This is a genomic window from Pseudoalteromonas sp. 1_2015MBL_MicDiv (assembly GCF_002407505.1).
In the GTDB taxonomy this organism is placed as follows: domain Bacteria; phylum Pseudomonadota; class Gammaproteobacteria; order Enterobacterales; family Alteromonadaceae; genus Pseudoalteromonas; species Pseudoalteromonas fuliginea.
In genome coordinates this window covers 2,589,151-2,615,653 of the sequence record NZ_CP012737.1, presented here as the reverse complement: position 1 = coordinate 2,615,653, position 26,503 = coordinate 2,589,151, and the positions used below count along the sequence as shown (strand labels likewise).

26 protein-coding genes and 1 pseudogene are annotated in these 26,503 nt (G+C 37.8%); 17 read left to right on the top strand and 10 right to left on the bottom strand.

Annotated features, from left to right (window positions below):
• The first annotated feature begins 62 nt into the window (after positions 1–62).
• The 12 genes and pseudogenes from AOR04_RS11810 to AOR04_RS11755 all read left to right on the top strand — a co-directional run bounded on the left by AOR04_RS11810 (position 63) and on the right by AOR04_RS11755 (position 11,977).
• Positions 63–2,063, top strand: a complete 2,001-nt coding sequence (locus AOR04_RS11810; RefSeq protein WP_232525472.1) for a winged helix-turn-helix domain-containing protein — start codon at positions 63–65, stop codon at positions 2,061–2,063.
• Positions 2,064–2,135: 72 nt separating this feature from the next.
• Positions 2,136–2,465: pseudogene (locus tag AOR04_RS11805) on the top strand (DUF4112 domain-containing protein); the annotation flags it as partial.
• Between the two features lie 365 nt (positions 2,466–2,830).
• Positions 2,831–3,508, top strand: a complete 678-nt coding sequence (locus tag AOR04_RS11800; RefSeq protein ID WP_033028251.1) for a TetR/AcrR family transcriptional regulator — start codon at positions 2,831–2,833, stop codon at positions 3,506–3,508.
• Complete coding sequence (locus AOR04_RS11795) at positions 3,505–4,449, top strand: HlyD family secretion protein (protein WP_050482411.1); 945 nt, start codon at positions 3,505–3,507, stop codon at positions 4,447–4,449. The genes AOR04_RS11800 and AOR04_RS11795 overlap by 4 nt, the downstream gene beginning before the upstream one ends.
• Positions 4,446–5,396, top strand: a complete 951-nt coding sequence (locus AOR04_RS11790; protein ID WP_045984431.1) for an ABC transporter ATP-binding protein — start codon at positions 4,446–4,448, stop codon at positions 5,394–5,396. The genes AOR04_RS11795 and AOR04_RS11790 overlap by 4 nt, the downstream gene beginning before the upstream one ends.
• On the top strand, positions 5,386–6,516 hold the full coding sequence (locus AOR04_RS11785) for an ABC transporter permease (protein WP_033028252.1): 1,131 nt from the start codon (positions 5,386–5,388) through the stop codon (positions 6,514–6,516). Before AOR04_RS11790 ends, AOR04_RS11785 begins: the two co-directional genes overlap by 11 nt.
• Before the next feature lie 499 nt (positions 6,517–7,015).
• Positions 7,016–7,657, top strand: a complete 642-nt coding sequence (locus AOR04_RS11780; RefSeq protein ID WP_096793449.1) for a glutathione S-transferase family protein — start codon at positions 7,016–7,018, stop codon at positions 7,655–7,657.
• A 61-nt stretch (positions 7,658–7,718) separates the two neighbouring features.
• On the top strand, positions 7,719–8,180 hold the full coding sequence (locus tag AOR04_RS11775) for a zinc-ribbon domain containing protein (protein ID WP_198402996.1): 462 nt from the start codon (positions 7,719–7,721) through the stop codon (positions 8,178–8,180).
• Positions 8,181–8,298: 118 nt separating this feature from the next.
• Positions 8,299–8,853 (top strand): elongation factor P hydroxylase, encoded by a 555-nt coding sequence (locus AOR04_RS11770; protein ID WP_096793448.1) that lies wholly within the window; start codon positions 8,299–8,301, stop codon positions 8,851–8,853.
• Positions 8,843–9,991 (top strand): ATP-NAD kinase family protein, encoded by a 1,149-nt coding sequence (locus tag AOR04_RS11765; RefSeq protein WP_096793447.1) that lies wholly within the window; start codon positions 8,843–8,845, stop codon positions 9,989–9,991. Before AOR04_RS11770 ends, AOR04_RS11765 begins: the two co-directional genes overlap by 11 nt.
• A gap of 11 nt (positions 9,992–10,002) precedes the next feature.
• A complete protein-coding gene (locus AOR04_RS11760; protein WP_008138544.1) occupies positions 10,003–10,278 on the top strand; it encodes a YfcL family protein in 276 nt (91 codons plus the stop codon).
• A 142-nt stretch (positions 10,279–10,420) separates the two neighbouring features.
• Positions 10,421–11,977, top strand: coding sequence for an AbgT family transporter (locus AOR04_RS11755; RefSeq protein ID WP_096793446.1), 1,557 nt, complete (start codon positions 10,421–10,423; stop codon positions 11,975–11,977).
• 188 nt (positions 11,978–12,165) lie between these two features.
• Here the strand turns inward: AOR04_RS11755 and AOR04_RS11750 are convergent, their stop codons facing one another.
• From AOR04_RS11750 to AOR04_RS11740, 4 genes are all read right to left on the bottom strand, one after another.
• Entirely contained in the window at positions 12,166–12,681 is a 516-nt protein-coding gene (locus AOR04_RS11750) for a hypothetical protein (RefSeq protein WP_096793445.1), read from the bottom strand.
• A gap of 3 nt (positions 12,682–12,684) precedes the next feature.
• Positions 12,685–12,849 (bottom strand): hypothetical protein, encoded by a 165-nt coding sequence (locus AOR04_RS21595; RefSeq protein WP_157770545.1) that lies wholly within the window; start codon positions 12,847–12,849, stop codon positions 12,685–12,687.
• A gap of 263 nt (positions 12,850–13,112) precedes the next feature.
• The gene (locus AOR04_RS11745) at positions 13,113–14,957 is read right to left on the bottom strand and encodes a DEAD/DEAH box helicase (RefSeq protein WP_096793444.1); all 1,845 of its coding nucleotides are present in this window, start codon (positions 14,955–14,957) and stop codon (positions 13,113–13,115) included.
• Between the two features lie 160 nt (positions 14,958–15,117).
• On the bottom strand, positions 15,118–15,381 hold the full coding sequence (locus AOR04_RS11740) for a GrxA family glutaredoxin (RefSeq protein WP_007585470.1): 264 nt from the start codon (positions 15,379–15,381) through the stop codon (positions 15,118–15,120).
• A gap of 339 nt (positions 15,382–15,720) precedes the next feature.
• Here AOR04_RS11740 and AOR04_RS11735 point away from each other — a divergent pair, with 339 nt between their 5' ends.
• The gene (locus AOR04_RS11735; protein ID WP_232224765.1) at positions 15,721–16,680 is read left to right on the top strand and encodes a response regulator; all 960 of its coding nucleotides are present in this window, start codon (positions 15,721–15,723) and stop codon (positions 16,678–16,680) included.
• 258 nt (positions 16,681–16,938) lie between these two features.
• Here the strand turns inward: AOR04_RS11735 and AOR04_RS11730 are convergent, their stop codons facing one another.
• Positions 16,939–18,174 (bottom strand): helix-turn-helix domain-containing protein, encoded by a 1,236-nt coding sequence (locus tag AOR04_RS11730; protein ID WP_096793443.1) that lies wholly within the window; start codon positions 18,172–18,174, stop codon positions 16,939–16,941.
• Between the two features lie 199 nt (positions 18,175–18,373).
• Here AOR04_RS11730 and AOR04_RS11725 point away from each other — a divergent pair, with 199 nt between their 5' ends.
• Positions 18,374–18,763 (top strand): outer membrane beta-barrel protein, encoded by a 390-nt coding sequence (locus tag AOR04_RS11725; RefSeq protein ID WP_232525471.1) that lies wholly within the window; start codon positions 18,374–18,376, stop codon positions 18,761–18,763.
• Positions 18,764–18,987: 224 nt separating this feature from the next.
• Here the strand turns inward: AOR04_RS11725 and AOR04_RS11720 are convergent, their stop codons facing one another.
• Positions 18,988–20,412 carry a sugar porter family MFS transporter gene (locus AOR04_RS11720; protein ID WP_096793442.1) on the bottom strand — a complete coding sequence of 475 codons (1,425 nt, stop codon included), beginning with the start codon at positions 20,410–20,412 and terminating at the stop codon, positions 18,988–18,990.
• 416 nt (positions 20,413–20,828) lie between these two features.
• Between AOR04_RS11720 and AOR04_RS11715 the strand changes: the two genes are divergently transcribed.
• On the top strand, positions 20,829–21,284 hold the full coding sequence (locus tag AOR04_RS11715) for a hypothetical protein (protein ID WP_096793441.1): 456 nt from the start codon (positions 20,829–20,831) through the stop codon (positions 21,282–21,284).
• Positions 21,285–21,346: 62 nt separating this feature from the next.
• A complete protein-coding gene (locus tag AOR04_RS11710) occupies positions 21,347–22,090 on the top strand; it encodes a competence protein CoiA (protein ID WP_096793440.1) in 744 nt (247 codons plus the stop codon).
• Positions 22,091–22,192: 102 nt separating this feature from the next.
• Here AOR04_RS11710 and AOR04_RS11705 read toward each other — a convergent pair whose 3' ends face one another.
• Positions 22,193–22,687, bottom strand: coding sequence for a dual specificity protein phosphatase family protein (locus AOR04_RS11705; RefSeq protein ID WP_096793439.1), 495 nt, complete (start codon positions 22,685–22,687; stop codon positions 22,193–22,195).
• Positions 22,688–22,776: 89 nt separating this feature from the next.
• On the opposite strand from AOR04_RS11705, the gene AOR04_RS11700 reads away from it, so the two are divergent.
• A complete protein-coding gene (locus AOR04_RS11700; protein ID WP_096793438.1) occupies positions 22,777–24,975 on the top strand; it encodes an exonuclease domain-containing protein in 2,199 nt (732 codons plus the stop codon).
• Between the two features lie 53 nt (positions 24,976–25,028).
• On the opposite strand, the gene AOR04_RS11695 is transcribed toward AOR04_RS11700, so the two are convergent.
• From AOR04_RS11695 to AOR04_RS11685, 3 genes are all read right to left on the bottom strand, one after another.
• Positions 25,029–25,904, bottom strand: coding sequence for a DMT family transporter (locus tag AOR04_RS11695; RefSeq protein WP_096793437.1), 876 nt, complete (start codon positions 25,902–25,904; stop codon positions 25,029–25,031).
• 174 nt (positions 25,905–26,078) lie between these two features.
• Positions 26,079–26,231 carry a DUF2496 domain-containing protein gene (locus AOR04_RS11690; RefSeq protein WP_007378179.1) on the bottom strand — a complete coding sequence of 51 codons (153 nt, stop codon included), beginning with the start codon at positions 26,229–26,231 and terminating at the stop codon, positions 26,079–26,081.
• Positions 26,215–26,496 carry a late competence development ComFB family protein gene (locus AOR04_RS11685; protein ID WP_007378180.1) on the bottom strand — a complete coding sequence of 94 codons (282 nt, stop codon included), beginning with the start codon at positions 26,494–26,496 and terminating at the stop codon, positions 26,215–26,217. The genes AOR04_RS11690 and AOR04_RS11685 overlap by 17 nt, the downstream gene beginning before the upstream one ends.
• Positions 26,497–26,503: the final 7 nt, after the last annotated feature.

The following is a 26,503-nucleotide window of genomic DNA, read 5'->3' as shown; positions in this document are numbered from 1 at the left end:
CCCTAGAGTTTCTCTTAAGAAAACCTTAATATATGATTTATAGTAATTTATTGGAGTAGCCAGTGGGCCGTTTTGTAATAGGGGAATTTGCTATAGATGTAAGCCGCTGTAAAATATCATCAGCTGACACAGAGCAAGTCGTTGAACCCAAAGTAATGGATGTACTGCAATATATGTATTCACATCGGGGCTCTGTGGTTAGCCAAGAACAAATTTTTTCAGCCGTATGGCCAAATGCTACATTTAGCCCCAGTTATGTGCAGCGCTGTATTGCATTGCTTAGAAAAGCATTGGGTGAAGATTCAAAAAATCCACGATATATTATTACTCATCCAAAACGAGGCTATAGCCTTGAAGTAGCTGAGCCTCAGCCTAATAAACCCAAGCGTATATACTTATCAGCGTTGGTAATTTTAATGGTTACACTGGGTGGGATCGCAAGTTGGCTTTACCCCGATACACCGCAAGTAAAGACACGTTTTACCAAATTGATGCCTATTTCTTCGAGTGAAGAAAATGAATCGAGCATTTCTTTGTCACATAATGGTGAGTATATAGCCTTTGTGCGTGGTGATAAGTCAAAGCAAGCTATCTGGTTAAAAAACTTACGCTCAGGAAAAGAAGTTAAATTAACACAAAAGCAATCAACCTATCACAGCCTAGGGTGGAGCAGTGATGACAGTGAAATCGCATTTGTGAATCAGGATGATACCCAGATATTGGGGTATTTCACTTTAGACAAGCTGACATTACAATCGGCAAACTATAGAACAATTTATACTTTTAAAGACTTTAAGATTACGAGCCAGCAGTTAGAGTGGGCGAATAACAATCATATTTATTTCATTGAAAAACGCCAAAGCGATAATCATACTCAACTAAGTACAATTGATTTAATAACCCAAGAAAAGCGTGTTATTAAGGAAGCTGCGGGGCAAGATTGGATGATGTTACATGCATTATCACCGAGCCAGAAGTCTATTGCTCTAGCTTCTGAATCTGGTCAAAACCAATACAGAATTGATTTGTTCGACATTGAAACAAGCTTGACTAAAACATTAGCAACGGTTGAAGATGGAGTGCAGGGGTTGAGCTGGCACCCCAATGCACAACAATTATTGATTAGTAATAAACATCAACTTCAGCTATTAAATTTACAGGGGCAACTGACAAAGTTGGCGTTTAATAACTACCACATTATTAGAGACGCGCATTTCTCGTTGTCAGGTAACGACATTTTAATGGAGTTAGTAAAGGTTGATGTGGATATTATTCGCTCAACTCGTCAAGAGCCAACGCAATTTGAAACGCTTGTAGATACCTCATCAGTTGACTTTTTACCGGTGTACTCTCCCGATTCGTCTAAATTTGTATTTGAATCTCACCGATTTGGTACAAAGCAATTATTTTTGTATGAGAATGGGACGCAAACGCTGATTTTTTCTAACCCAAACAATGAAGAATTATTTGGTATCGTGTGGTCAAAAGACGCAGAAGAAGTGATCACTGCCAGTAAAAATACACTCTTTAGAATTAATCTAAAAGAACAAAGCTTTGATAGTATTCCTCATTCCTACCATTCATTTTATCTACGAGAAATGTATCACCACGAAGCTGCTATTTTAGTTTCTTATCGCGCTGCAGACGGAGTTACTTTCCATCCTGCTAAATTTGATTTAGAGACGCTTGAATTAACACCATATACAGGTTCAGGAAAGCGCTTGGCGTGCTATGCAATGGATATTGATGAACAGGATCTGGTTTACTTTTCTAATGAAAAACAAGTGTTTAGGATGAACGAAAAAAACGAGCTAGAAATTATTTGGAAATCACCAGCAAAAGAGATTATTGGTTTGGCCGTTCACGAATCGGTTATGACAGTAACATTTGCAGATAAAGACGGGTATGAGATGAATGAAATAGACTTCAGAACAGGAAGTAGTAAGGCGATCTTTAAAGGCAATGATGATGGAAAAATGTTAATAAACGCATCTCATGACTTTCAGCAGTTTCTTTATTTAACAGAGCCGAAAAGAATACGTACCTTAGTGCGCTTAAATTAACAGCTTTCATGAATGAGTAGGCGTTAATTTATGATTATTAAAGTGAGATTTTATGAATAATAACGCCAAAAAAAAGCAACACTCGCAAGACTCGAGCGTTTTAGTCAGATAACAGATAGTAGTATCCGAATTCCCTTTACCAATTTTAAATTTGGGGTTGAAGCAATAATTGGTATTGTGCCAGTTATTGGTGATTTTGCAGGCTTAATCTTATCAAGCTATGTATTATTTGAGGCTCAAAGATTAGGTGTAAGCTGGCATATCAAATTTCGTATTTTACTAAATATTGCAATTGATTTTATTGGCGGGTTAGTTCCTATACTTGGTGATATTTTTGATGCCTTTTTTAAAGCAAATACGCGTAACACCTGCTTGTTAAAAAATCATATCAAAAAAATATGAAATTAACTTAATATAGTATTCAGAATATGAGCTTCGCGTTGAAGCTGTTTATATTAAAAATTTAAATAAAATTGATAACTTTTCTTACGTATTGTCCATTCACTTGCCTGTAACATATTGGCAGCAAAATGTAGCGGCTATTCCTAAGACGTAATCATAAACGATTAGTTTTTTACAAAAAAATATACACAACTTATAGAATAAATCGTCAATGTTTAGAAGTTTTTCTCATTAATGAGTTTATTTTTTCGCAATTGATTTATTAAACTCTTCAACAAGGGTTATTTTGAGGAATTATCTTCATATCAAGCAATGCTAAAGTGGTTTATATTCATCAATAGATGAATTAATAAGCAGAGAGCATTATGACAGCCAAAGCAGGCAGACCCAAACAAGATGACCCTAACCAAGAATCAGCCAGACAAAGCCTGATTGACGCCGCCAAAATTTGTTTTTCAGAAAAAGGGTTTGATAGCGTTTCAACGCGAAAGATAGCTAAAGAAGCGAATGTAGACGCTGCAATGATTCGCTATTATTTTGGTTCAAAAGCAGGTTTGTTTGAAGCCGTAATGCAAGATACATTAGCGCCCGTGATAGCGCAATTTCAGCAAGATTTGACTCCAGATGCACAGCTCAACCCATTACGACTAATGCAGACCTATTACCGGATGATAGCAGCAACTCCGATGCTACCAAAACTGATTTTACATGTGCTAGGGCAAAAGGATAATCCGCAAACTTTCGCTATTTTAACTAGTGTTTTTGATAACATTTTACGGTGTTCCGAAAGCTGGATAAAAGCATTTGAGCAGCAGGGTCACCTTAATCCAAACCTTAATACAGATTTTATACGTTTAAGCTTTATGAGTTTAATGGTGTTTCCGTTACTAGCTCCTGAATATGTACAAAAGCAACTAGGTGTTGAGATAAGAGAACGCTGGTTAATGGGACTGGCGGAACATAATCAGACTCTTTTAGAACAGGGGTTGTTTAACTTTCCAAATAACCAAAGTGATGACAATGAGGAGGGCGGATCATTATGAAAATGTGCTTGTTATTGTTATTTATAGGTCAACTTTTTCTATCTGGTTGCGATACGCAAGATATTGATTATGCAATGGGAACTGTAGAGCGCGACAGAATTAAGCTTTCATCCCCTGCGTCAGAGCAGATTGTTGATATAAAGGTACACGAAGGGCTTGTTGTTCATCAAGGAGATATTTTATTACAGCTTGATACAGTGCGTGCGAATGCACTGGTTTCTCAACGAAATGCCGAACTAGCACAAGTAAGTGCGGCATTGAGTTTACTAAATGCTGGTACTCGTGTTGAGCAATTAAATGCGGCAAAAGCAGCCCTAGATGCTACACGTTCAGACAGTAAAGAAGCTCTGCATCAGTATCAACGTATTATTAAACTTTATAAAAACCATGCTGTTGGTACTGCTGATATGGATGTAGCAAAAGCAAAGAGAAATAGTACCAAAGCTAAACAAAATCTTGCTCATGCGCAGTGGTTAGAGTTAAAAAATGGCGCGCGTCAGCAAGATTTGTCACAAGCTCAGGCTCGAGTGGACGCTGCAAAATCGGCTTTATTATGGCAACAAAAAACAGCAGAAGACCTAACTATTAAAGCACCTGTCGATGGCATTATTGACAGCCTACCTTGGTATAAAGGTGACCGTGTAATTACAGGGACGGAACTAATGAGTGTTTTAGCTATTGCTAAGCCTTATGCCAGAGTTTACTTACCTGCATCAGCATTGATGAAGGTTAAGGTAGGTGATCCAATTGATGTATTTGCTGATGGAATTAATACACCTATTAAAGGACGAGTACGCAATATTCGTTCACAACCTGCCTACACTCCATTTTATGCTTTAAATGAACGCGATAGAGCGCGATTAATGTACTTGACTGATATTGATCTTTTGCAAGCAGAAAGCTTACCCACAGGGCTTGCTGTTGAGGTGCATATACCATGAGTAACTATGGAAATATTGTGTCTGAAACAGTTGAGCATGCAATACAAGCTAAAGGTTTAAGTAAACGTTTTGGTGATAAACTAGCTGTGAATAAGCTCGATTTAAATATTCCAAAAGGAAGTATATATGGTTTTTTAGGACCTAATGGGTGTGGTAAGTCGACCAGTATTCGTCTATTAACCGGTTTATTAACGCCGACAGAGGGAGACGTTACTATTCTAGGAAAGCCATTATTAGGTAATGAAGAGTTGTTTAAAAAGCGTATAGGTTATATGACGCAAAAATTTTCCTTATATGACACTTTAACAGTAGAAGAAAACTTAAATTTCGTTGGTTCAATTTACAGCTTTTCAAGACAGCGTAAGAAAGTTCGGGTTCAAGAGTTACTCCACTTATATGGCTTAGAACAACAGAAAAATCAATTTGCAGGCTCTATGAGTGGCGGACAGAAGCAACGTTTAGCACTTGCTTGTGCAACTTTACATTCCCCTGAACTCTTATTTCTTGATGAACCAACTTCTGCTGTCGATCCTCAAAATCGACGTGAGTTCTGGGAGCGGTTATTTGATTTGTGTGATGTAGGAACCACTATTTTGGTATCTACGCATTACATGGATGAGGCCGAACGTTGTCATGCACTGGCTATCTTAGAACAAGGTAAAAAGCGCGCTGATGGTTCCCCTCAAACATTAATGGATGCAATGCCAGCGCATGTTGTCGAAGTAAGTGGAGACAAATTAAGAGAGTTAAAGCATACACTCATTATAAACTCTAACGTCTTGTCAGCGGCTCAAATTGGTGCACACCTTAGAGTATTAGTAAAACATTGTGTACAAGACCCATTAACGTTTATAGCAAAATTTAGCAACAATCGAAAAGCACTAATCGTTCGCCCAAGTCTTGAGGATGTTTTTGTCGCCTGTACTGGAGGTAGAAATGTGGACTAGAATTTATGCGATTTTTATTAAAGAATTAAAACAACTATCTAGAGACCGAATGACTTTTGCTATGATTTTGATGATCCCATTAGTACAACTAATGCTATTTGGTTATGCAATTAATACTGATGCAAGGCATATCCCGGTTGCGCTCGTGGATTTTAGCCAAACATCACAAAGCAGAGCCATTGAACAAGCAATTACGGCTACTCAATCGGTTAACTTTGTTGCACGATATAATTCAATCGAAGAAGCTGAGCAAGCAATTATACAAGGCAAAATTAAAGCGGTATTATATTTACCAAGTGATTTGACTCGGCGGCTATTTGATCATTCTCTTTATAATCATCAACAAATTAATTCGTCAATGACTAGACCTATTGGGCAATGGATAGTGGATGGTTCTGATACGGTTATTTCATCTGCAATTAGAGGGCTACGTAATATGCCGTTGGATGAGATAAGTAATCGGCCTATTATTCAAAAGGCTCCCAGTTTTGCTGTGGTTCAGTATTTTAATCCAGAGCAAAGAACAGTGGTTAATATTGTTCCAGGTTTAGTGGCTGTTATTTTGACAATGACAATGATTTTGTTTACTTCATCGGCAATCGTTCGTGAACAAGAACAGGGAAATATGGAGTTTTTAATAACTACTCCGGTGCGGCCGATTGAGTTAATGGTTGGTAAAATAACTCCTTATGTGTTCGTTGGGTTGATACAAGTTGTTATTATTTTAAGCGTTGGTTTTTGGGTTTTTTCTGTCCCAATTCATGGAGGGATACTTTCTTTGCTAGTAGGATCTATTTTATTTATTGCAGCAAGTTTAACATTAGGGTTAATGATTTCAACGATAGCAAAAACGCAATTGCAAGCTATGCAAATGACTATATTTATTTTACTACCCTCTATTCTGCTATCAGGGTTTATGTTTCCTTATGAGGCGATGCCTATTGTTGCACAATGGATTGCTGAGGCGCTTCCTGCAACTCACTTCATGCGAATTATCCGTGCTATTGTATTGAGAGATGCAAGTATTTTAATATTAGAATATGATGCTATTTGGTTAGGGGTATTTGTCTTCGTTGGGTTAATTATTGCTTCGTTGCGCTTTAATAAAACATTAGAATAGGGAAGTTTCTCCAGAACAATTATATGGATTCACATAATTAATCAATTCGTTCTACACAATAGAGTTTAGATGAGCACTTATGTATAGCTCTAATTGCTTTTTATGTCGCTGGTCCAGCTGTTTTGTAGTCATAATTATTTTTATTAGTGCGTAAGCTCTCCTGACCGTTTTGTTAGTAAACGTAGTTAGTGCTGAAAATAGCTGCTCGAGATAGATTTATTACCCAGAGTTCAGGTTAACTATTATGTTGTCAGGAAAAGGTGCTTTACATACTTGAAAAACATCTTTGCTAAATCAATAGCCAGTACATTATGATATTTTAATTTACTTTTCTCTAGCTATGCACTTTTAATAGTAACTAGTCAGATTTATGCGTAAATAGCTAGTTCATTGCAAGTAAATTCAATGCAGTTAGTCGAAAATAGTTGCTTGAGATAGATCTTTCCAGTGTTCAGGTTATTCATTTTCCCAAATATGTATTACTTAGTGAGAAATTTAAATGCATTTATTTATTGGAAACAAAAATTACTCTAGTTGGTCGCTCCGAGCTTGGTATTTGATGAGTAAATTTAATATACCGTTTGAAGAAACCCAGCTGGTACTCGACACCCCCGACTTTTACAATGAACTAAAAAAAACCTTTGCTTTGCAAAAAGTCCCAGCGTTAATTGATGGCGATTTACAGGTATGGGATTCGCTAGCAATTTGTGAATATATTAACGATGCTTACTTATCAGGCGCTGCATGGCCAAAATATATTACCCAAAGAGCTAAAGCGCTAAGCGCTGAAATGCATTCAGGCTTTATGGCGCTGCGCAGCGAAATGCCAATGAATATAAGAGCTACCCGTAAAGTAGACCTATCGAGCGAAGCATTAAAAGACATAGCCCGTATACACGAGATATTTGTACAGCAACAAGATGTGTTTCCAAATGAGTGGTTTTTTGGTGACTTTAGTATTGCTGATGCCATGTACGTCCCTATTGTATTGCGTTTAAAAACGTATCAAATTACGTTATCGCCTGAGGCGCAACAATATTGTGACTTTGTTATGCGTTGCCCCGTATTGCAAACTTGGATTACTCAGGCATTAACCGAGACCGATATTGTAGAGTGTGATGAAGCAGGAACGCCTGTATAATTATTGTTTTTCATATGGCATGTTCTATGCTTTAAAATCATAACTTTAAACTAGGCAGCTCATGTATCTAAATCACCCAAGGTATGGCAATAAACCGATAACTACCAATACCTCAGCGACAATAGAGGCGATAGAGAATGCGCACTGGCGTTACTCGAGGCTTAAATACTTCCCTAATACGGTAATATTGGCTGATATAAAAAAGCAAAACTATGCCATTGACCCTCGGGCACTTTATGTTGATATTGAAGAGAAGTGCGAAAGTTGCTCTAAGGTATTTATTTTTTTTGCTCAAGAGCAGCAATATTGGTTTGAGGTACTTGATTTTTGGGTCGATTCACACTGTACACGTTGTTTTGAATGCCGTAAGCATGCCAGATATATACTAACTCTACGTAAACGGTACGATATGTTAACTAGCTTAGCCAATAAAACCTCAAGTGAAAAAACAGAGCGTAAAGAACTTGCCAATACGCTTTACTGTTTAGGTATTATTAAAAATATCAATAAAGTGAAAGATTAATCCGCTTATATTTTACTACCACGCCTTATTTTTACTTTAGTTGTAAAAGCCCGTACAATTCGTCTCGTTTTTAGTGCGCTAATATGGCGCTGTAACCGAGACGAATTAATCAATTTTTATGCATCAAATAGCTGATCTAATTTCAATTTTTGAGCGCACTTTTTATCAAAGTCACAATACACGACTGATAAAAGGCGATTGTGAGCCTGTGTATTTACCAGCAACAGAGCAGGTGCCATATCACCAAGTTTTATTTGCGCATGGTTTTTATGCCAGTGCATTACATGAAATAGCACACTGGCTGGTGGCCGGTGATGCACGTCGATTATTAGAAGATTACGGCTACTGGTACTGCCCAGACGGGCGCGACAAACAAAAACAAGCTGAGTTTGAAAAGGTAGAAGTAAAGCCCCAAGCTATAGAGTGGTTATTAAGCACCGCAGCAGGGTTTAATTTTAATGTGTCGGTGGATAACTTAAACGGCGAGCAAACATGTCGGTTTGATTTTCAGCAGCGAGTACATGCACTGGTATTATCGCTAATCGAAAATGGCTTTAACTCTCGTACAGAGTCACTTTTAAAAGCACTGTGTGATTTTTACAATACAACGTGGCCCTTAACAGCGCAGCAATTTAATTGGCAACATCCAAAGGAGCTTTGTAATGGCGTTTAAATTAGGCTTAATTGTAAACCCTGTAGCAGGTTTAGGCGGCACAGTTGCCTTAAAAGGCAGTGATGGCGCGCACACAGCCGCTAAAGCAATTGAATTAGGTGCAGAGCCAAAAGCAAATATCCGTACAAAAGCAGCGCTTGAGGTGCTATTACCTTATAAAGAACGCTTAACTATTTACACTGTTAACGGTGACATGGGTGAGCAAACAGCAAAAGCTTTGGGCTTTAATGTAGAGGTTGTATATAACACTGCAGCAATAACAACCTCAGATGACACAGAACAAGCAGCAAAAATACTTAAAAACTCTGGTGTTGATTTAGTTTTATTTGCCGGAGGCGATGGTACAGCACGTAACATTTGCCATGCAATAGAGGATACCATTCCCGTACTTGGTATCCCCGCAGGTTGTAAAATTCATTCTGGTGTTTACGCTATTACGCCAAAGGCTGCAGGGCGCGTAGTCGAAATGTTGGTTAAGGGTGAGTTAGTTACCTTAGCCGATGCAGATGTAATGGATATAGATGAAGATGCTTTCAGACAAGGCACAGTAAAAGCCAAACGCTACGGCGAAATGCAAACACCTAGCGAAGTACGCTATATGCAAGCGGTTAAAAATGGCGGTAAAGAAACCGACGAACTCGTACTTGCCGACATTGCAGCGCATGTTGTATCGCAAATGGATGAAGACACATTTTATATTATGGGTAGCGGCTCAACGGTTGAAGCCATAATGGAAGAAATGGGTCTTGAAAATACGTTACTTGGCGTTGATTTAATAAAAGATCAAACCTTAGTTGCCCAAGATTTAACGGCTAAGCAATTGCTTGAGCTTACACATGATCAAAGTACTAAGTTAGTCATTACGCTCATTGGCGGGCAAGGGCATATATTTGGCCGTGGTAACCAGCAATTGAGTCCAGCGCTTATACGTGCAATTGGTAAAGAAAACATTATTGTAGTAGCAACAAAAACAAAACTACAAGCGCTTAATGGCCGCCCCCTTATTTGTGATACAGGCGATGGCGAATTAGATGATGAATTAACGGGTTATATTAAAGTAACCACCGGATTTAACGACCATATTATGTATGCAGTAGGGCACCAAAACCTTGAAAATACAGGTGCTTTGCAAAACTAGGAGATTAATAAATGAGTTTAGTGAACTATATCGATGCAGCCCAGCAGTACTTCGATGATTTAGTAATAAAAGCAACTGACGATGAGTTATTTGCAGGCGGCTATTTACGAGGCCACTATGATCTTGCAGTAGGCTATGCCGAAGTAGAAAAGCTAACAATTAGTATCGATGAGCTAAACGAAACAGTAGAGCAAAGCTTAGTAAAAGCATATCGCAACGGCGAGCTTAACGAAGAAGACAAAACATTAGTTGCACGCTTGTGGGAAGAAGTTAAAGCCCTCGCTTAACAGTAAGTGGCAAAAAAACACGATTTGTTTATCACTATCGTGTTTTTTTGTGCCCAAAACTTTTAAAGCAAATTCCAATGTTAATTTACTGTTTTATTTTTGTGCGGTATTGTTACTGAAATAAATTTTAGGAACAATAAGAATGAATAATAATCAAGATGCTTTACCTTCAGGGGTTGTAGCGCGTTTTTTAAATTTCGTTGAGCGGGTTGGGAATAAGCTTCCAGATCCAGCCGTAATATTTCTATTTGCAATGTTATTAATTTGGTTTTTGTCGTGGTGGTTTTCAGGCGTGAGTTTTGATGCAATAGACCCACGTACCGGTGAAGCGATTATTATTAATAATATGCTGGCAAGTGATTCGCTTGCTACCTTTTTATCCTCTATGGTAAAAACCTTTACTGGCTTCGCTCCCTTAGGTGTCGTTTTAGCAGCTATGCTTGGTGTGGGCGTTGCCGAACATTCTGGCTTTATTAATACCGGCCTTAAGTTAATGCTTAAAGTGACTCCTGAAAAGCTATTAACGCCTTCAATCATTTTAGTGGCCATTGTGAGCCATACCGCTACTGACGCAGGTTATGTATTAGTTATTCCACTTGCAGGTGTTATATTTTATGCTGCAGGACGCCATCCGCTTGCGGGTATTGCAGCTGCATTTGCAGGAGTCAGTGGTGGTTTTGGGGCTAACTTTATTCCATCGGGTATCGACCCATTGCTACAAAGCTTTACCCAAAGTGCGGCGCAAATAATTAATCCTGCAATAACAATTAACCCGTTAAATAACTGGGCATTTGCTTCAGCATCTAGCTTATTTATTGTGGCATTAGGCTGGTACATTACCGATAAAATTATTGAACCACGTTTACAAAAAACAGCGGTTGATGGTGCTAAAGAGGATTTACCTGTATTTGAAGATGCACGTAGTGATGAAAAACGGGCCTTTTATATAGCCAGTACCGTGATGATTGCAGGACTTGCGTTATTAGCATTTGTCTCTGCTCCAGACGATTCTGCAATGCGCAGTAGTGACGGATCCCTTACTAATTTTAGCTCTCCTTTAATGCAATCAATTGTCCCACTAATATTTTTACTTTTTTGGATTCCAGGCACTGTATATGGTTTTACGGTAGGTACCTTTAAAACTTCAAAAGATATGATTGATGCAATGAGTAAAGCGATGAGCGGCATGGCATATTATATCGTCATGGCATTTTTCTGTTCGCTATTTATTGCTGCATTTAGTAAATCAAATTTAGGTGCACTGCTCGCAATTGAAGGTGCGCAGTTATTAAAGGCGATGGAATTGCCAAGTGCAGTAACGGTTGTAGGCATTATCTTTTTAACTGGCTTTGTTAACTTGTTTGTAGGTTCAAGTTCAGCAAAATGGGCGTTACTTGGCCCCATTTTTGTACCAATGTTAATGCAACTTGGTATTTCGCCAGACTTAACTCAAGCCGCTTATCGTGTAGGTGACTCAAGCTCTAATATTATTACACCGTTAATGCCATACTTCCCATTAGTGGTAGTGTACTGTCAAAAGTATGTCAAAGGCACAGGTATAGGCACTTTAATTGCTATTATGCTGCCGTACTCAATTGCCTTTATGATTGGCTGGAGTATCTTTTTATTAGGTTATTGGGCACTTGGTATTCCACTAGGGCTTGATGCCAGCTATGTTTACCCGGCGCTAGCGCTTTAGTGTATTGTAAGTAAAAGTTTTATTAATAGCCCTATTATGAAAATGATAGGGCCTTTTGATCGTTAGGTTTCTAAAGTGTGGGTTTAGTATTAATTATAGAAAAGTTTAAAAATTAGAGAGTTCAATTTTTATAGTTGTTTGTATTCAATTTAATAAGGCGATGGCTTGAGTGACAGAGAAATAGTGGGTTAGTTTTCGGAGTCTTTTTTTGGAGGATTGTTGAGTAGCTCGATTAGCTCTTTTGGTACAGCATGCTTTTCAAGATAAGCTTCTCTATCTTTAGACTCTTGAATTTTATTATTAAACCAATAGAGGTTAGTTGTAAATGTAACAATTGAAGTAGTCACAATTGTGATTATAACACCATCTAATATACGCTTTTTCCAAGAGGGAGTAACTGCTTCTATTATTGTTTCGTCACGAACTTGGTTTTTATAATTATCCATTTCTTCAGAAATTGTTGCAGAAATAAATCTGTTAACTATGCTAACAGCCTGTTCTTTATATCTTTCAATGCTAGGTTCACTTTCTGCACTAGAATGAAAATATTCATCAATTATATTTTGAGAAGGGTATTCATCATTTTTATTCTTTTGATCATTTATCCAAGAGAGCTTATCATTTTTATAAATTGTATAAGCAACCATACCTGTAAAATCAGATTTACTTTCAACTAATTTTTCAAATGTATTATGCTTCCACAAAATTTAGGCCTCCATTTTTAATGCTTTAGCATACGCTGCATTTATTTGTTCTTTTGAATATTTTTTACTCACTATAGACTCTTTAACCTTTTTGGGTAAATTATATGAATCTATATTCTTGCCTTCAATTAAAGCTCTATTAGCTCTTTTGATTATTTCTAAGGTCATATAACCTCCTGTATAATTATTTATTCATTATAAACCAAAATACCTTATTGTGGTAATGCTGATTGTTATAAGGTCGGTCCATCATATAGAGCGATAGTTTCTATTGGTATTCGGGATAGAAAGAAGCTACTAAAAACCACTTATAGCTTTAGACTCAATATGTAATCTCTATAAACTTTTACTTTAGCTAACTTCTTTTAAGTCCCAGACACAAAAAAACCTTGTCACTTTCGTGGCAAGGTTTTTTATTAAAGAGTCGTTGCTTATTTAGCAGTGAAGCTTACTGGGCGACGTTCTTTACGAGGACCGCTGCGCTTATCACCGCGTGCGCCGTCATCTTTATTAAAGCTGCGTTTCTTATCACCAGCTGGACGCTCAGAGCGTTCGCCACGTGGTTCAGCAGGACCTTGATCAGTTGTAATTGTTAAGCCCATAGGGCGTTTACAAATAAACACTTTTTGGAAGTGATCAAGTACATCTTTAGGCATGTTTTGCGGTAATTGAACCGTGCTGTGATTGTCGTGTAGACGAATATCACCAATAAACTTGCTTGAGATGTCAGCTTCGTTAGCGATAGCGCCAACAATGTTTTTAACCTGAACACCATGTTCACGACCTACTTCGATACGGTAAGTATCCATAGGACCTGCATCACGGCTGTTACGTTCGCGAGGTTTACGCTCAGCGCGTTCACCACCACGTTCGCCGCCACGTTCGTTACGACGTCCACGGTCACCACGATCATTACGTGGGTTGCGGTCGTTACGCTCGTTACGTTCACGAGGTTGAATCTTAACTTCTTCAACTTTAATTGGCGACTGTTGCTGTGCTAAACACAGTAACGCACCCGCTAAGCTTTCAAGAGGAAGGTCAAGTTTTTCAGCCATGTTAGTAGCTACTTCATTGAAGAACGTGATGTCTTTGTTTTCAAGCGCAATAGTTAATTTTGCTTGTAACGCTTCGATACGTTTTTCTTCAACAATTTTTGCTGTAGGTAATTCAACTTGAGCAATTTCAGACTTTGTATGACGAATGATATTTTTAAGTAAATAACGTTCGTTATGTTTTACGAATAAGATTGCTTTACCAGTACGACCAGCACGACCTGTACGGCCGATACGGTGAACGTAGGCTTCAGAATCTTGTGGGATATCGTAGTTGATAACTAAGCTTAAACGGTCAACATCTAGACCACGAGCTGCTACATCTGTTGCAATAACAATGTTTAGCATGCCACTTTTTAAGCGATCTACAGTGCGTTCACGTGCTTGCTGGTTCATGTCACCGTTAAGTGGAGCAGCAGAGAAACCTTCGCGCTCTAATAACTCAGCAAGTTGTACTGTATCGTTACGTGTACGAACGAAAACAATAGCACCTTCATATTGCTCAGCTTCTAAGAAGCGAACAATTGCTTTATTTTTATGTACGCTTGCATTCCAAAACACTTGCTCAACAGATGATACTGTAGAGTTACGCGCAGAGATATGAACCTGTTCAGGATTGTTCATATATTTGCTGCTGATGTTTTGAATTTGCTTAGGCATAGTCGCAGAGAAAAGACATGTTTGCTTTTCGCGCGGAGTTTTTTCCATGATGTTTTCTACATCATCGATAAAGCCCATACGTAACATTTCATCGGCTTCATCAAGTACAAGTGCTTGTAGAGCATCAAACTTGATAGTGCCACGGTTAATGTGATCGATTAAACGACCTGGAGTTGCAACAATAACCTGAGCGCCACGACGAAGTGCGCTTAATTGGATACTGTAGCTTTGGCCACCATAGAGTGCCAATACTTCAATACCACGAACATGTTTAGCATATTGTTCGAATGCCTCAGCAACTTGGATCGCAAGCTCACGTGTTGGTGTGAGTACAAGGATCTGTGGCTGTTTCACAGACGGGTCAATATTATTTAGTAATGGCAGTGCAAATGCTGCGGTTTTACCTGTACCCGTTTGAGCTAGTCCCAGTACGTCCTTTCTTTCTAGCAATAACGGTATACATTGAGCTTGGATTTCAGATGGTGTCTTGTAACCCAACTCTTCAACTGCCTTCAAAATTGCAGGAGAAAGATTTAGAGATTCAAACGTGACTGGTTCTGACATTAATACGCCTCAACGAATTTAAAGAGGCGCGCATTATATAGGATTCGCGAGGCAAATGCTTGTATAAATTGAAACTAATTTCTATGTGTTTGATGTTGGTCGAAATTTAACCAGCTCAATATTGGGTTTATTGATCTGGTTAACATATTTAATACAAAGCTTATTTATACAAGCCTAGGTTTTCTTTTGCGTAAGCTTCAAATTCGGTAAATCCACCAATGTGATTTTGGTCTACAAAAATTTGCGGCACTGTTGGGCAAGGTTTGCCTGCTGACTTTTCAAGATCGGCCTTACTAATGCCTTCTTTAATTATATCGATGTAACGAAATTTAAAGTCATCACGTTCATTTGATAGTTGCTCCGCAACATCTTTTGCACGTACACAAAATGGGCAGCCTTCACGGCCAAAAATTACTGTTAGCATAATGCTCTCCTTTATTTGATTGATATCAGTTTAAATGATTAAAAAATATTTTAAAGCGCAAAAAATCGATTGGACTGTTCGAATAAAGCATAAATATAGGAAGTCACCCCAATATGCTTCGCATTATGATTTTTAAAATGCGAATACGGCTAAAGTGTTTTTAATATTAATTTTTAAGTTATTGAATATAGTCAATAAAGAATGTTTATAAATGTGGCATGTAACTTGATTTAAGCTAAGTATACAAAGTTACATAAGATATATATGAATACTCAAAGCCATATTTTAAAGATTATCCAAGGGGTAATAGGTAAATACTGCGAAACACAAGAGCGGTATATGTCAATTACTTTAATCAATGAGTTGCAATGCAGTTACGTATGTTTACATGCGCCTTATGAACACGTTTTAGCGCAGTGCGAAAAATTTATTATTCCTGCTTTGAAGTCAGTAAATGATAATTTTGTGCTAAAAGTTAGAGCGAATACCTTAGGAGTTAATGTTTGCTATTGGATAGATGATGCTAACCAAGAAAATACATTTGATGTGCATGGTCTGTTAGTTACCAAACAACCTATTGATTTAGCACTTAAGCTTAATCAAAATGTTGGTGTTTTAACTGATTGCGAAACGTTATTTAAAAGCTGTTCAATAATGTCAGCGCACACTCATGAGCTGTATGCTTTTAATTTTAGATTATACGAAAATACTTGTAATGAATTTCTACAACTCGAGGACTTACGACACTTAAATAGTCATTCTCTAATGCGAAAGCTGGATACTAACTTTTTAAAAAATAGTATAAAACTTTATGCTATTGGTAAAGTTGATGAACTAAATAAAGACATAGAATTATCAGGCAATGTGCTTGGATGGCCCTTTTTTGATACAGACTTGGTCGCTATTCGAACTTCATTGTATGCCCAGAAACGCTTGTCTGTATTAGTTGCTGACGATAGCTTACCAAGTCAAGTAGCGACTAAAGTGATGCTTGAAATGCTCGGTTGTTCGGTAACATGTGCAGATAACGGTGCTAGTGCATTAACGCTAGCTTTAAATAATCAATTTGATTTACTGCTTTTAGATGAATGTATGCCAGAAATATTTGGCAGTGATGTAGCGCAGCAGTTAGTAAGCAAAAGTACTTTAAATACTGATACACCAAAAGCTATCTTGTCGGGTCTCACAGATGATGTTCAAATAGCAAAATTATTTAAAAAAGGCATTACGCATTATTTACAAAAACCAGTCACAAAAGCGGATCTGGAAAAATTTATTAAGCCTTGGCAGCTTAATTAAATTAGCCGGCTAATAATACCAACCTGCATAAACCTTTGATCAATTTAACGAATTAAATTGCACTATAACGTTGTTAAAATTTTTTTATTTAGAACAACTAGATACAAAAATTTTTGCCTAGTTCTAGCGTAATTTTCTTAACGTTAAATAGACCCCATATATAAGCAGGTTGGTATAAGTGAGTTTTTACAAATGAGTGCAATAAAACTACATAACCTGAACTCTGGTTAAGAGATTTACTAACATATTGAAAACATACTAGCTTAGCTTAGTTAACCATGGCTGCCAAAGCGGGAGTGAGAGCTGAGTTAGTGTGTTTTCAATATGTGTTAATTTTTCAGATGCCTTGTGCATCTCACCTTGCTCTATATTTATTAAATAAAGTTGATATATAGCAAAGGTGTTAGGGACTGTAGCGGTGTTACAAATTTTGTTTAGTGCGTTTAAAGAAACCGCGAATTTTGAACTGTTCCTAGTTTTCCGGTAAATAAATAATGAGATACACAACAAGCTCGGTAGTGCAATATCTTCGTCACTTACTAAGGCAATACTCTGGGCTATAAGTTGCTCTGCAAGTACATAGTTTGCTTTTGTGCAATGAATAGCGGCTAAGTATCCTTTTGATACCGCAACACAGCGATTATACCCAGATAGATTGGCTACGTTTAGTGATTCAGCGCAAAATGTATACGCTAATTCAATATCGCCTTGTAACAAATAACACGCGCCGAGCAGCTGTAAAGCGGTACTCTTAAATAGATTCTTTTCTATTGAATCGGTTGTTATATCACATTCGTTTAAGCATAAATTAGCTGATTGGATTGCAGCGTTTATATCACCAGAATATAAATAGAAAAGTGCATTTGTGCTGTAATAGTGAGCCTTCTCTTGGTTCGCGTGTTGTAATGTGGCATTACATATTACTAAGTAATGGTGTGACCTTTTAAACTCACAAGAGAATACTAAAGTAATTGCAGTGCCTAAATTAGCAGAAAACACTAACGGAAGATCATTCACTTTAATTGCTTTATTAAGGCCTTTATCAAAATATTGTAGTGCTTTTTCATATTGACGATGAATAAGCGCGGCATAACCAAGTTTAATATAGAAGTTGGCCACAATAGCGCTTGGTAATGCGGAGTGAAATGTTGATTTAATTAAAGAAATAGCGAGCTTAATCTTGTTGCTTATCATTAGTTCATACAAAAGCCCATCGTTATGCAATTCATTTACTAAAATATCTCGGTTCTCTTCACTCGGGTAAATATCCACTTCTGAACGGGCAATCAAGCTTCCTTTTTCACAATTTAAAGCACTTGCAAGCTTATTTAAATTACTCAGACGTATTCTTGTAACTGAGCCATTAAGCCATCGAGTAAGGGTTTTTTCGCTTACACCTATTTGATTGGCAAGCCATAAATGTTTTATCGATTGCTCTATTATATATTGCTGTAATTGCCCTCGATTTAGAAGGGCAGTTTTTGAATTGTTCAATTTTCACTCTTGTAAGTCGGTATTAAATATTTTACGGCTTAGGAGGTATTTCAATTCTGACAAAAGGTTTCCTAACGCAATACTTAAAATGTCCGGTTATGTCCGTGGATTAATTTGGGTACGCTTAATATCATATATTGAACACACCCTTGGAGCAACAAAGTGTCGTTTTAAGGTCAACTCAATATTGGATAATAAAATGAAAAAAATAATCACACTTAGTGCATTCACATTGTTAATGAGTAGCTTTACTACACATGCCAATGAGGCTCAAATAAGAATGGGCGTTGAGCTTGGTACAGGAAAAATAAAAGTAGATAAAGATTTTGCAATTTTAAAAGAAGATTTTGACACCGACGGGTTTTCGCTTGGTTATATACTCGGTTATAAGTTTGAAAACAATGTAGTCACAGAGGCTAATTTAGCCTATACATCAAGTGATGTATTATTTGGTACTTTTGATAGTTACGAAACGTATGAATTTAAGGCAATGGTAGGGTATTCATTTGATTTAGCAACACACTTTAGGGTTGTGCCAATGGTTGGGTTATCGCGCTGGGAATTAGACACTAAACAAGGGTTTTTTTAAACCCAGGCCCTGAGGCAAAAGAGGAATTTTCAGGAACTGATTTTACTTATAAAGTAAGATTTGAAGTACCGCTGGGTGATTTGGTTTTACTTTCACTTTCGTATGCGAGTACTGAAGTTGAGTTCGGCCGCAATGAAACAACTCAATTGGGTATATTATTTGAGTTTTAAAGCTCGTAGCTAAATGGCGAGTAGCCTCGCCATTACTGACTATGTAGATTGATATTACATAGATTCGAGCGTTTTACCGCGTGTTTCTTTAATATATTTAACAACAAAAAATATGCTTATAAGTGCCGATAACGCATAAAAGCCATAAGCGCCTGCAAGTCCAATGTTAGCCAGCATAATAGGGAAGGTCATGGTAATGGCAAAGTTAGCAATCCACTGCGCACTGGCAGCAACGGCAAGGGCAGCACCACGAATACGGTTATTAAACATTTCGCCCAATAATACCCATACAATTGGGCCCCAACTTAAGCCAAAAAACACCACAAATAAGTTAGCCATAATAAGCGCAAACGTACCCATGTTATCGCTAAGTGCAAGTTTGCCTGCTTCATCAAGGCCCGCACTGCCAAATATATAAGTAAGCGCGCTTAAGCTGATAAACATACCAATACTGCCGACTAATAGCAGTGGTTTACGGCCAATTTTGTCAACTAGGGCAATGGCAATAAAGGTCGATATAATATTAGTAGTACCTGCGAGTACATTTATAAATAGTGATTGCGACTCGTCAAACCCAGCGGCTTGCCAAAGCTCAGAGCCGTAATAAAACACCACGTTAATACCCACAAATTGCTGAAATACGCTCAGCGCCACACCTACCCAAACAATTGGGTGTACTTTTTTACTGCCATCAATAAATAAATCACGAATACTTGGCTTTGTATCGCTATGCAATGAGCGTTTAACATCGCTTATTTGCGCATCAATATTGTCGTTCGATATTTTACTAAATACCGATTTTGCATCATCCACTTTACCTTGCGCCACTAAATAACGAGGCGACTCAGGAATAAACAAAACACCGACTAAAAACAACACAGCAGGCACAAGCTCAGCCCAAAACATCCAGCGCCAAGCGGCTATATCAAGCATTAAAATATTTTGCGCACTGCCTGCTGCATCAGCTATTAAATAGTTACTTAAAAACGCAGCAAATAAACCCAATACAATAGCGAGTTGTTGCAATGTAGCTAAACGACCACGAAGTGCTGGTGGCGCAACTTCAGCAATGTAAGCAGGCGCTAATACCGATGCAGCACCAATACCTAAACCACCAAATAAACGGTAAAAAATAAACTCCGCAGAGCTTTCGCTAATGCCCGAACCAAATGCACTAATGGCAAAAATAATCGCGGTGATGATCATAATTGTACGGCGGCCAAATTTATCAGCCAGCGGCCCCGCAGCAAGTGCACCTAAGGCGCAGCCAAGTAACACAGACGCTACGTTAAAGCCCGTAGCTACACTGCTAGAATTAAATGCATTACCTAGCGCCGACACTGTGCCGTTAATAACGCCCGAGTCAAAACCAAATAAAAAGCCACCAATAGCAGCCACAGCCGATATAAATATTACGTAAAAAAGAGAGGTGTGTTCAGCTGTGTTGGCTGAGTTGGAAGGCGGTGTGTGCGTTGTCATTATATGCCCTGAAAGTTAAATTAAGTTCAAAGGAGCATAATATCGTAAAGCGTTATGGCTGAATACGCTTGTTTGGGTATAACTGTTTAGCGGGTGTAAATTAAGCAGTGTTTTGAAGGTTTTAATTTAAGGGCTTTAGTTTAAAGGCTTTGAAATTAAGTAGCTGCCTTTTTAGATAACACAGACTGAATTTTAATAAATAATATGCTTTGTATAGGAAGTGGCTGTTTTTTCCAATATCACTGTTCTCACCCTTTTGGTGTGTTTTTGCAATTACATAAACTGATATGAGGTTTAGTAATTGTTTACATGTGGTTATTTGGTGGTTAAGGTTAATAGATTGTAAAGCAGGGGCATTTATCGGTTTATAAAGCGTCAAATGTCGTAGATTAAATTGTCATATTTATAGAGATACCATGTCTGTAATTCGTAGCTCAGTTTTTCAAATCATTTTTAAATCAATTTTTTTACTATTATTTAACTGTATTGGATTCTTTGCAATATATGCTGGCGCTCTTTTATTCCTTAGCGAGAGCAATACTTCGTTATCGCCAAATGAACAACTTTTGGCGTTAATTCTCGCTTTGGTTACAACATCTATTTTTGCTTGGTGGATGGTACTCAGCTTTCGGCAATACGAAATCAAAATAGACAGTGAAGTAATCCTACTTAAAGGATTATCTGGCTGGAAAAAAATTGACAAAACTTTTCCACTCTCCGATCTTGACGGTGCAGAATTAGGAACGGATTTAGCTCTATTTAAGGGGAAAAAATTGGTGGCGAAACTTTCAATGGTTTCTATAGCATTTGACAATCATTCGCTAAATAAAAGTATTACAAAAACTTTACCCGCTCCTGAATTGGGTAAATAAATATAACAAGCCAATCCAGCAGCGGCTGATTGAGGCATTATACAACCGAGTGTTATGTACTTATGAAATTTTCATTAGTTGACGGATTTAAGCAAGCTCCTCTGCCCAAGATTAAAGGAGTTTGTATATATTGTGGTAGTCCAACCGTAGCAAAGTGTGGTTCAAAAATTAGATGGCATTGGGCGCACAAGGTAAAATGTAGTTGTGATCCTTGGTGGGATAATGAATCCCAATGGCATCGAGATTGGAAAAATCATTGGGAAGATCATAATCAAGAAATAGTATACTTTGATAAAAGTGGTGAAAAGCATATTGCAGATGTTGTTAATGAGCAGAATATTGTAATTGAATTTCAAAACTCCCCAATGTCTGAAGCTGAGTTGAAATCAAGAGAGGATTTCTACGGGGATATGATTTGGGTAATTAATGGTTGTAATCTAGCGAAAAACATAGAATTACGTGCGATGCTTCCTGATCCTCTGCATGAATCAATGGAAGATATATCTATTCATTCAAGTAATCATAAAACTCATTTCGTTTATTCTTTTATTTCTGAGTATCGAGGTCCGAATGAGTTAGTAGAAATACATAGCTCAGATAAAATAGATGGAATAATTAAATCCACGCATGTAGGACACTTCCTCTTTGAGTGGAAAAGGCCTAGATATGTTTGGTTTAAAGCAACAAAACCAGTTTATTTGGACTTTGGACAAGGTGTCATCTGGCAATTAATGCGTTTTAACAATTATAGTAGTTTCTGTATTAAGGCATGTATTAAAAATGATTTCTTGGCAAAGTTTAAATGAGTTGCATAACAAGTGATCAATCTTATCAGTGCTAATTCATTACAGGCTATAAATAGAATTATTAGCACTATTTATAGTGTTAAATCCTCCCCAGTCTCTGCCTTACACCTCAAAGTTCTCAAAGTACTCTTTTTGTAGCTCTATAGTCAGTGCTTTAGGGCGAATGCCTTGCACTAGGCCGTATGCTTCTTCTTTTGTGTAACCTGCCGAATTTAAAATAAGTGCGGCGACCAACCCTGTGCGGCCTGTACCGCCTTTGCAATGTATGGCAATGGTTTGCTTGTTCTGCATGGCTTGTAGTATTTCGGTTTTATGCGTGTTCCAGCTTGATGTAAAAGGCTGTTTTGGTGCTTCGTCATCATTTATAGGTAAATGAAACCACGTTATATCGTGCTTGTTGCACTCACTATTTATTGTTTCTACGTTGTTTTTTTCAAGCTCCTTTTGCGGCATAAGTGAAAGCAGCATGTGAGTTTTAGCAGCTTTTAATGTGGCGATTGAGTCAGCTAGGTTCTGTGTTTTTGTACCAGGGCAAGGCGTAAAAATAATATTTGCGCCGTTATTGAGTGATAAAACATCGTACGGGTGCGCGCTCATGGTAAGTCCTTTATTTTTAATGAATTTGCTTTTATACGCTCACTATAGCGTGTTTTAGTTACAAGTTTAAGATTGAATAATAAGCACAAATGCTAGATACTGTTTTTATATACAGTTGTGGCGATATTATGAAAAAAGAATTACCAGCAAAATACTATTTAGCGCATTTTAGAGAGCTTATTGAGTTTGTAACAAGTAAATGTATGCATTTACTTGAGCCTAAACATAGTGAATTTATTAGTCAAATTAATCAGCTAGATGAGCAAAGCCAATGCATGTTGGCGCGGGTGTACTCGCGAAAGCCTTATTTGGTGCAGGCGCAATCGCTTAATTATGAAGAAATAACCTCGCCGCATCAGGCTATTTATACGCTAAAGAAAGCAGGTATTTTATTTGAGCCAAACGAGCAGCATTACCAGCAGCTTTTAGCGCACTTAACCAAACCTTCTTTGGTTGAGTTGCTAAGTAATTACAGTGAGCAAATAAGCTTTAAAAAGAGCGCCGCTAAAGGCGCGCTGGTGGATATTGCGCGTGAGTTTTTTAAAGCGTGCCCACAAGAGCTTGCGCCACTTTATAGCCAGTATGTGATTAATAACCGCAGTGATTACTACGAGTATTTTGAGTTTTTATTTGCAGGTAAACTAAGCAGTGGTGATGTGAATCATCAAAATCGTTTTGTAATGCGAGACTTAGGCTTAACCGCTACGCGCGAAGGACACAGCGAGAGCTTGTCGCGTTTTGAAACACTTGACGAAGCGCAATCAAACTATTTATTAAACCGTTACCGGTTAGCATTTAAAAATATAACAGATGAGAGCGACTATGTTGCTTTAGCGTCGCAGGTTTTAGTGCAAGCTGCACATGGTGCAATAGCCGTTGTATTAAAAAACAAACTATTAGTTAGGCTTTATAGGCAGCTAAAAACAGTTGATAGCAAACTTGCTTTTAGCTTACTTGAAGGGTGCGAGGATGATAGCGAAGCACAAGAAATTCAAATAAGAGAGCAATACAGGCTTGGCAATAAAGAGTGGGTAAAAGCTCGATTAGAAGCCATTATCGAAAACCCGCTCACTGATGATTTACTGTATTTTGCTGACGATTTTTTAATGCGTAAGTTTAATAAAAAAACACGTTCGCGTTTAAGTGCCATGCTTGCCGACACCCAATGCGTGCTAGAAATAGATGAACTGTACAGAGGAGAAGTAGAGCAGGGCGTAAACGATTATTATACTCGCCAAGGTATGGCTGTATTTAATACCGAAAACACGCTTTGGCAAAGTTTGTTTGGTTTAGTATTTTGGCATGAGTTATTTGTGGAGTCGCCTTATCCGCCATGTAATGAGTTTGATATTTATCCGCAAGTATTAAGGCTTGGTAATTTTTATGAAGCGCAGCAAACACAGATAAATGAGCTCTTAGCGCAGTGCCAAACGTCGCAAGCATTACTTAATCTAGTATGCAAACATGCAGCGCAATACTTTGATCAGCCCAATGGATTATTTAGATGGCGCAGCAATTTATTAGAGCCACTAGAGGCGCTTATTTTAAACAGCCCTATTAAGGCGCTAATTGCGCACTTAACAGCCATGAGCAAACATTATTTACAGCTGAAAGACGGCTATCCCGACTTAATGGTCATTAATAATGGCCAAGTACATTTTGAAGAGGTAAAAGCCCCTGGCGATAAGCTTAGGCGCAACCAACTTACCACCATAGATAATTTAAAAAATGTGGGCTTTACAGTACATATTGCTGCGGTTAAATGGTTTGTAGATCCAAACCGTGTTTACAGCATCGTTGATATAGAAACCACCGGCGGCTTAAAAGGCGGTAACCGTATTACCGAAATAGGCCTTGTAAAAGTGCAATACGGTAAAGTAATTGATAATTGGACGAGCTTAGTTAACCCCGAGCGCCATATACCTGGCTTTATTACGTCACTAACTGGCATAAGCGATAACATGGTACGCAACGCGCCTGTATTTGCCGATATAGCCAAGCCGCTATTAGATAAACTCGCAGGCAGTATTTTTGTAGCCCATAACGTTAATTTTGACTATGGCTTTATTAAAAAAGAATGCGAGATGGCAGGGCACTTTTTTAAAATGCCAAAAATGTGCACCGTGGTTGAATCGCGCAAAGCGTTTAAAGGCTTAAAGTCGTATTCGCTTGGTAATCTCTCATCGCATTTTAATTTAAACTTAACCAGCCATCACCGCGCCCTTGCCGATGCAACCGCTACTGCTGAGTTGTTGTTACTTATTCAGCAATCCCAAATTAGTGAATAAGCAGTAAATCTTGACGCAAGAAGTAGTATGCAATTTTAAGCACTTAGCTTACTTTAGCTAAGTGTTTTTTTTCGTGGTAAAAATCCAGTTACAAGCATCGTACCTATAATTACAAATAATGCGCCGAGTAACGTATTTGGCCCAATTTGCTCATCTAAAATTAAATGTCCCCAAAAAATGCCAAATAGTGGAATTAAAAACGTGACTGTTAACGCCGATGTAGGGCCTATATCGTCGATTAATTTAAAAAATAAAATATAAGCAAGTGCGGTACACACTACTCCTAATACGAGTACACCTAGCATAACGTTGGTGCTTGGTATTTCTCGTATTGGCATAAATAAGATAAGCGGTAATACCATAAAGCTTGAAGCCCACATTGAGCCATGGGCGTTATCAAATGGGGCCAGTTTAGGCGCGTTTTTAGTGTAATGCGATGCAATGGCATAGCAAAGTGATGCGCTTAATGCTGCTACTATGGCTAAAATTGATTGGCTATTTAATACAAAATGATTTTGCCCAACAAGTATTGCAACACCTATCAAACCAAGCAGTAAACCAAGCACCATACTTTTTGTGGGCTTTGTTTTTGTCCATAAAATTCCAACTACAACACCCCATATTGGTGTTGTAGAATTTAAAATAGAGAGTGTGGATGCACTAATAGTTTGGGCTGCGTAAGCAAAAAATAAAAACGGCAGAGCAGAATTAAACGCGCCTATAATAAAAAAGTGTTTTTTATGCTGGATAAACGCTAAACGGCGTTTTAAATACAAAGCAACAATAAATAAAGTAACTGCAGCAAAGCCTACTCTAAACTCAATTAATACTGCAGGCCCCAAGCTGTTAGCTGCCATTCGCATAAATAAAAAAGAAGCGCCCCAAATAGCGGCCAAAAAAAACAATCGTAGTAAGCTTGCTAAGGTCATGATAGTACTTTAATTATACTGGTTAGCTTTTAGAGTAACAGGGTTTATAAATGGTGTAAGCCATATTCGGAACTGACACATAAAAATAATAAACCAAGGTTAATAAAGAAAAGTTAATTGTGAGAAATACGAAGAGACTGTAACTACCTATCCAATTGAGCATGCTAAATAAAGTTAACTTTCGGTTCGCTTCTTTTCAAAGTCGCTTTTAACTATTTCAAGTGCTTTTAGTACTTCTTCTGGAGCAACATCGTGTTGCTCTAATATCATAATTAAATCTACTGCAAGTTTAATGTATGTTGGAGCTTGATCAAGTGGGTTGGTCATGGTGCTTTTTCTTTTTAGAAATTTGACTAATAGCCACATCAATCGCAGTTTGTACGCGTTCTTCCATATGTGTACGTTCGGCTTGTGGTAAGTAAAATGCCATGTCTACGTCATAGCGAATATATCTTGGTGGCAGTTGGTTTAGTACAGTACAGCAAAAGTCAGCCATTACATCTTCGTTGTATTGTCTATCAAGTTTTCTTTTAATTATTTCTTCTAGAACAATTTTTTCGTAAAAGTTGTGTATATCGTCATGTAATCGCATATTCCTA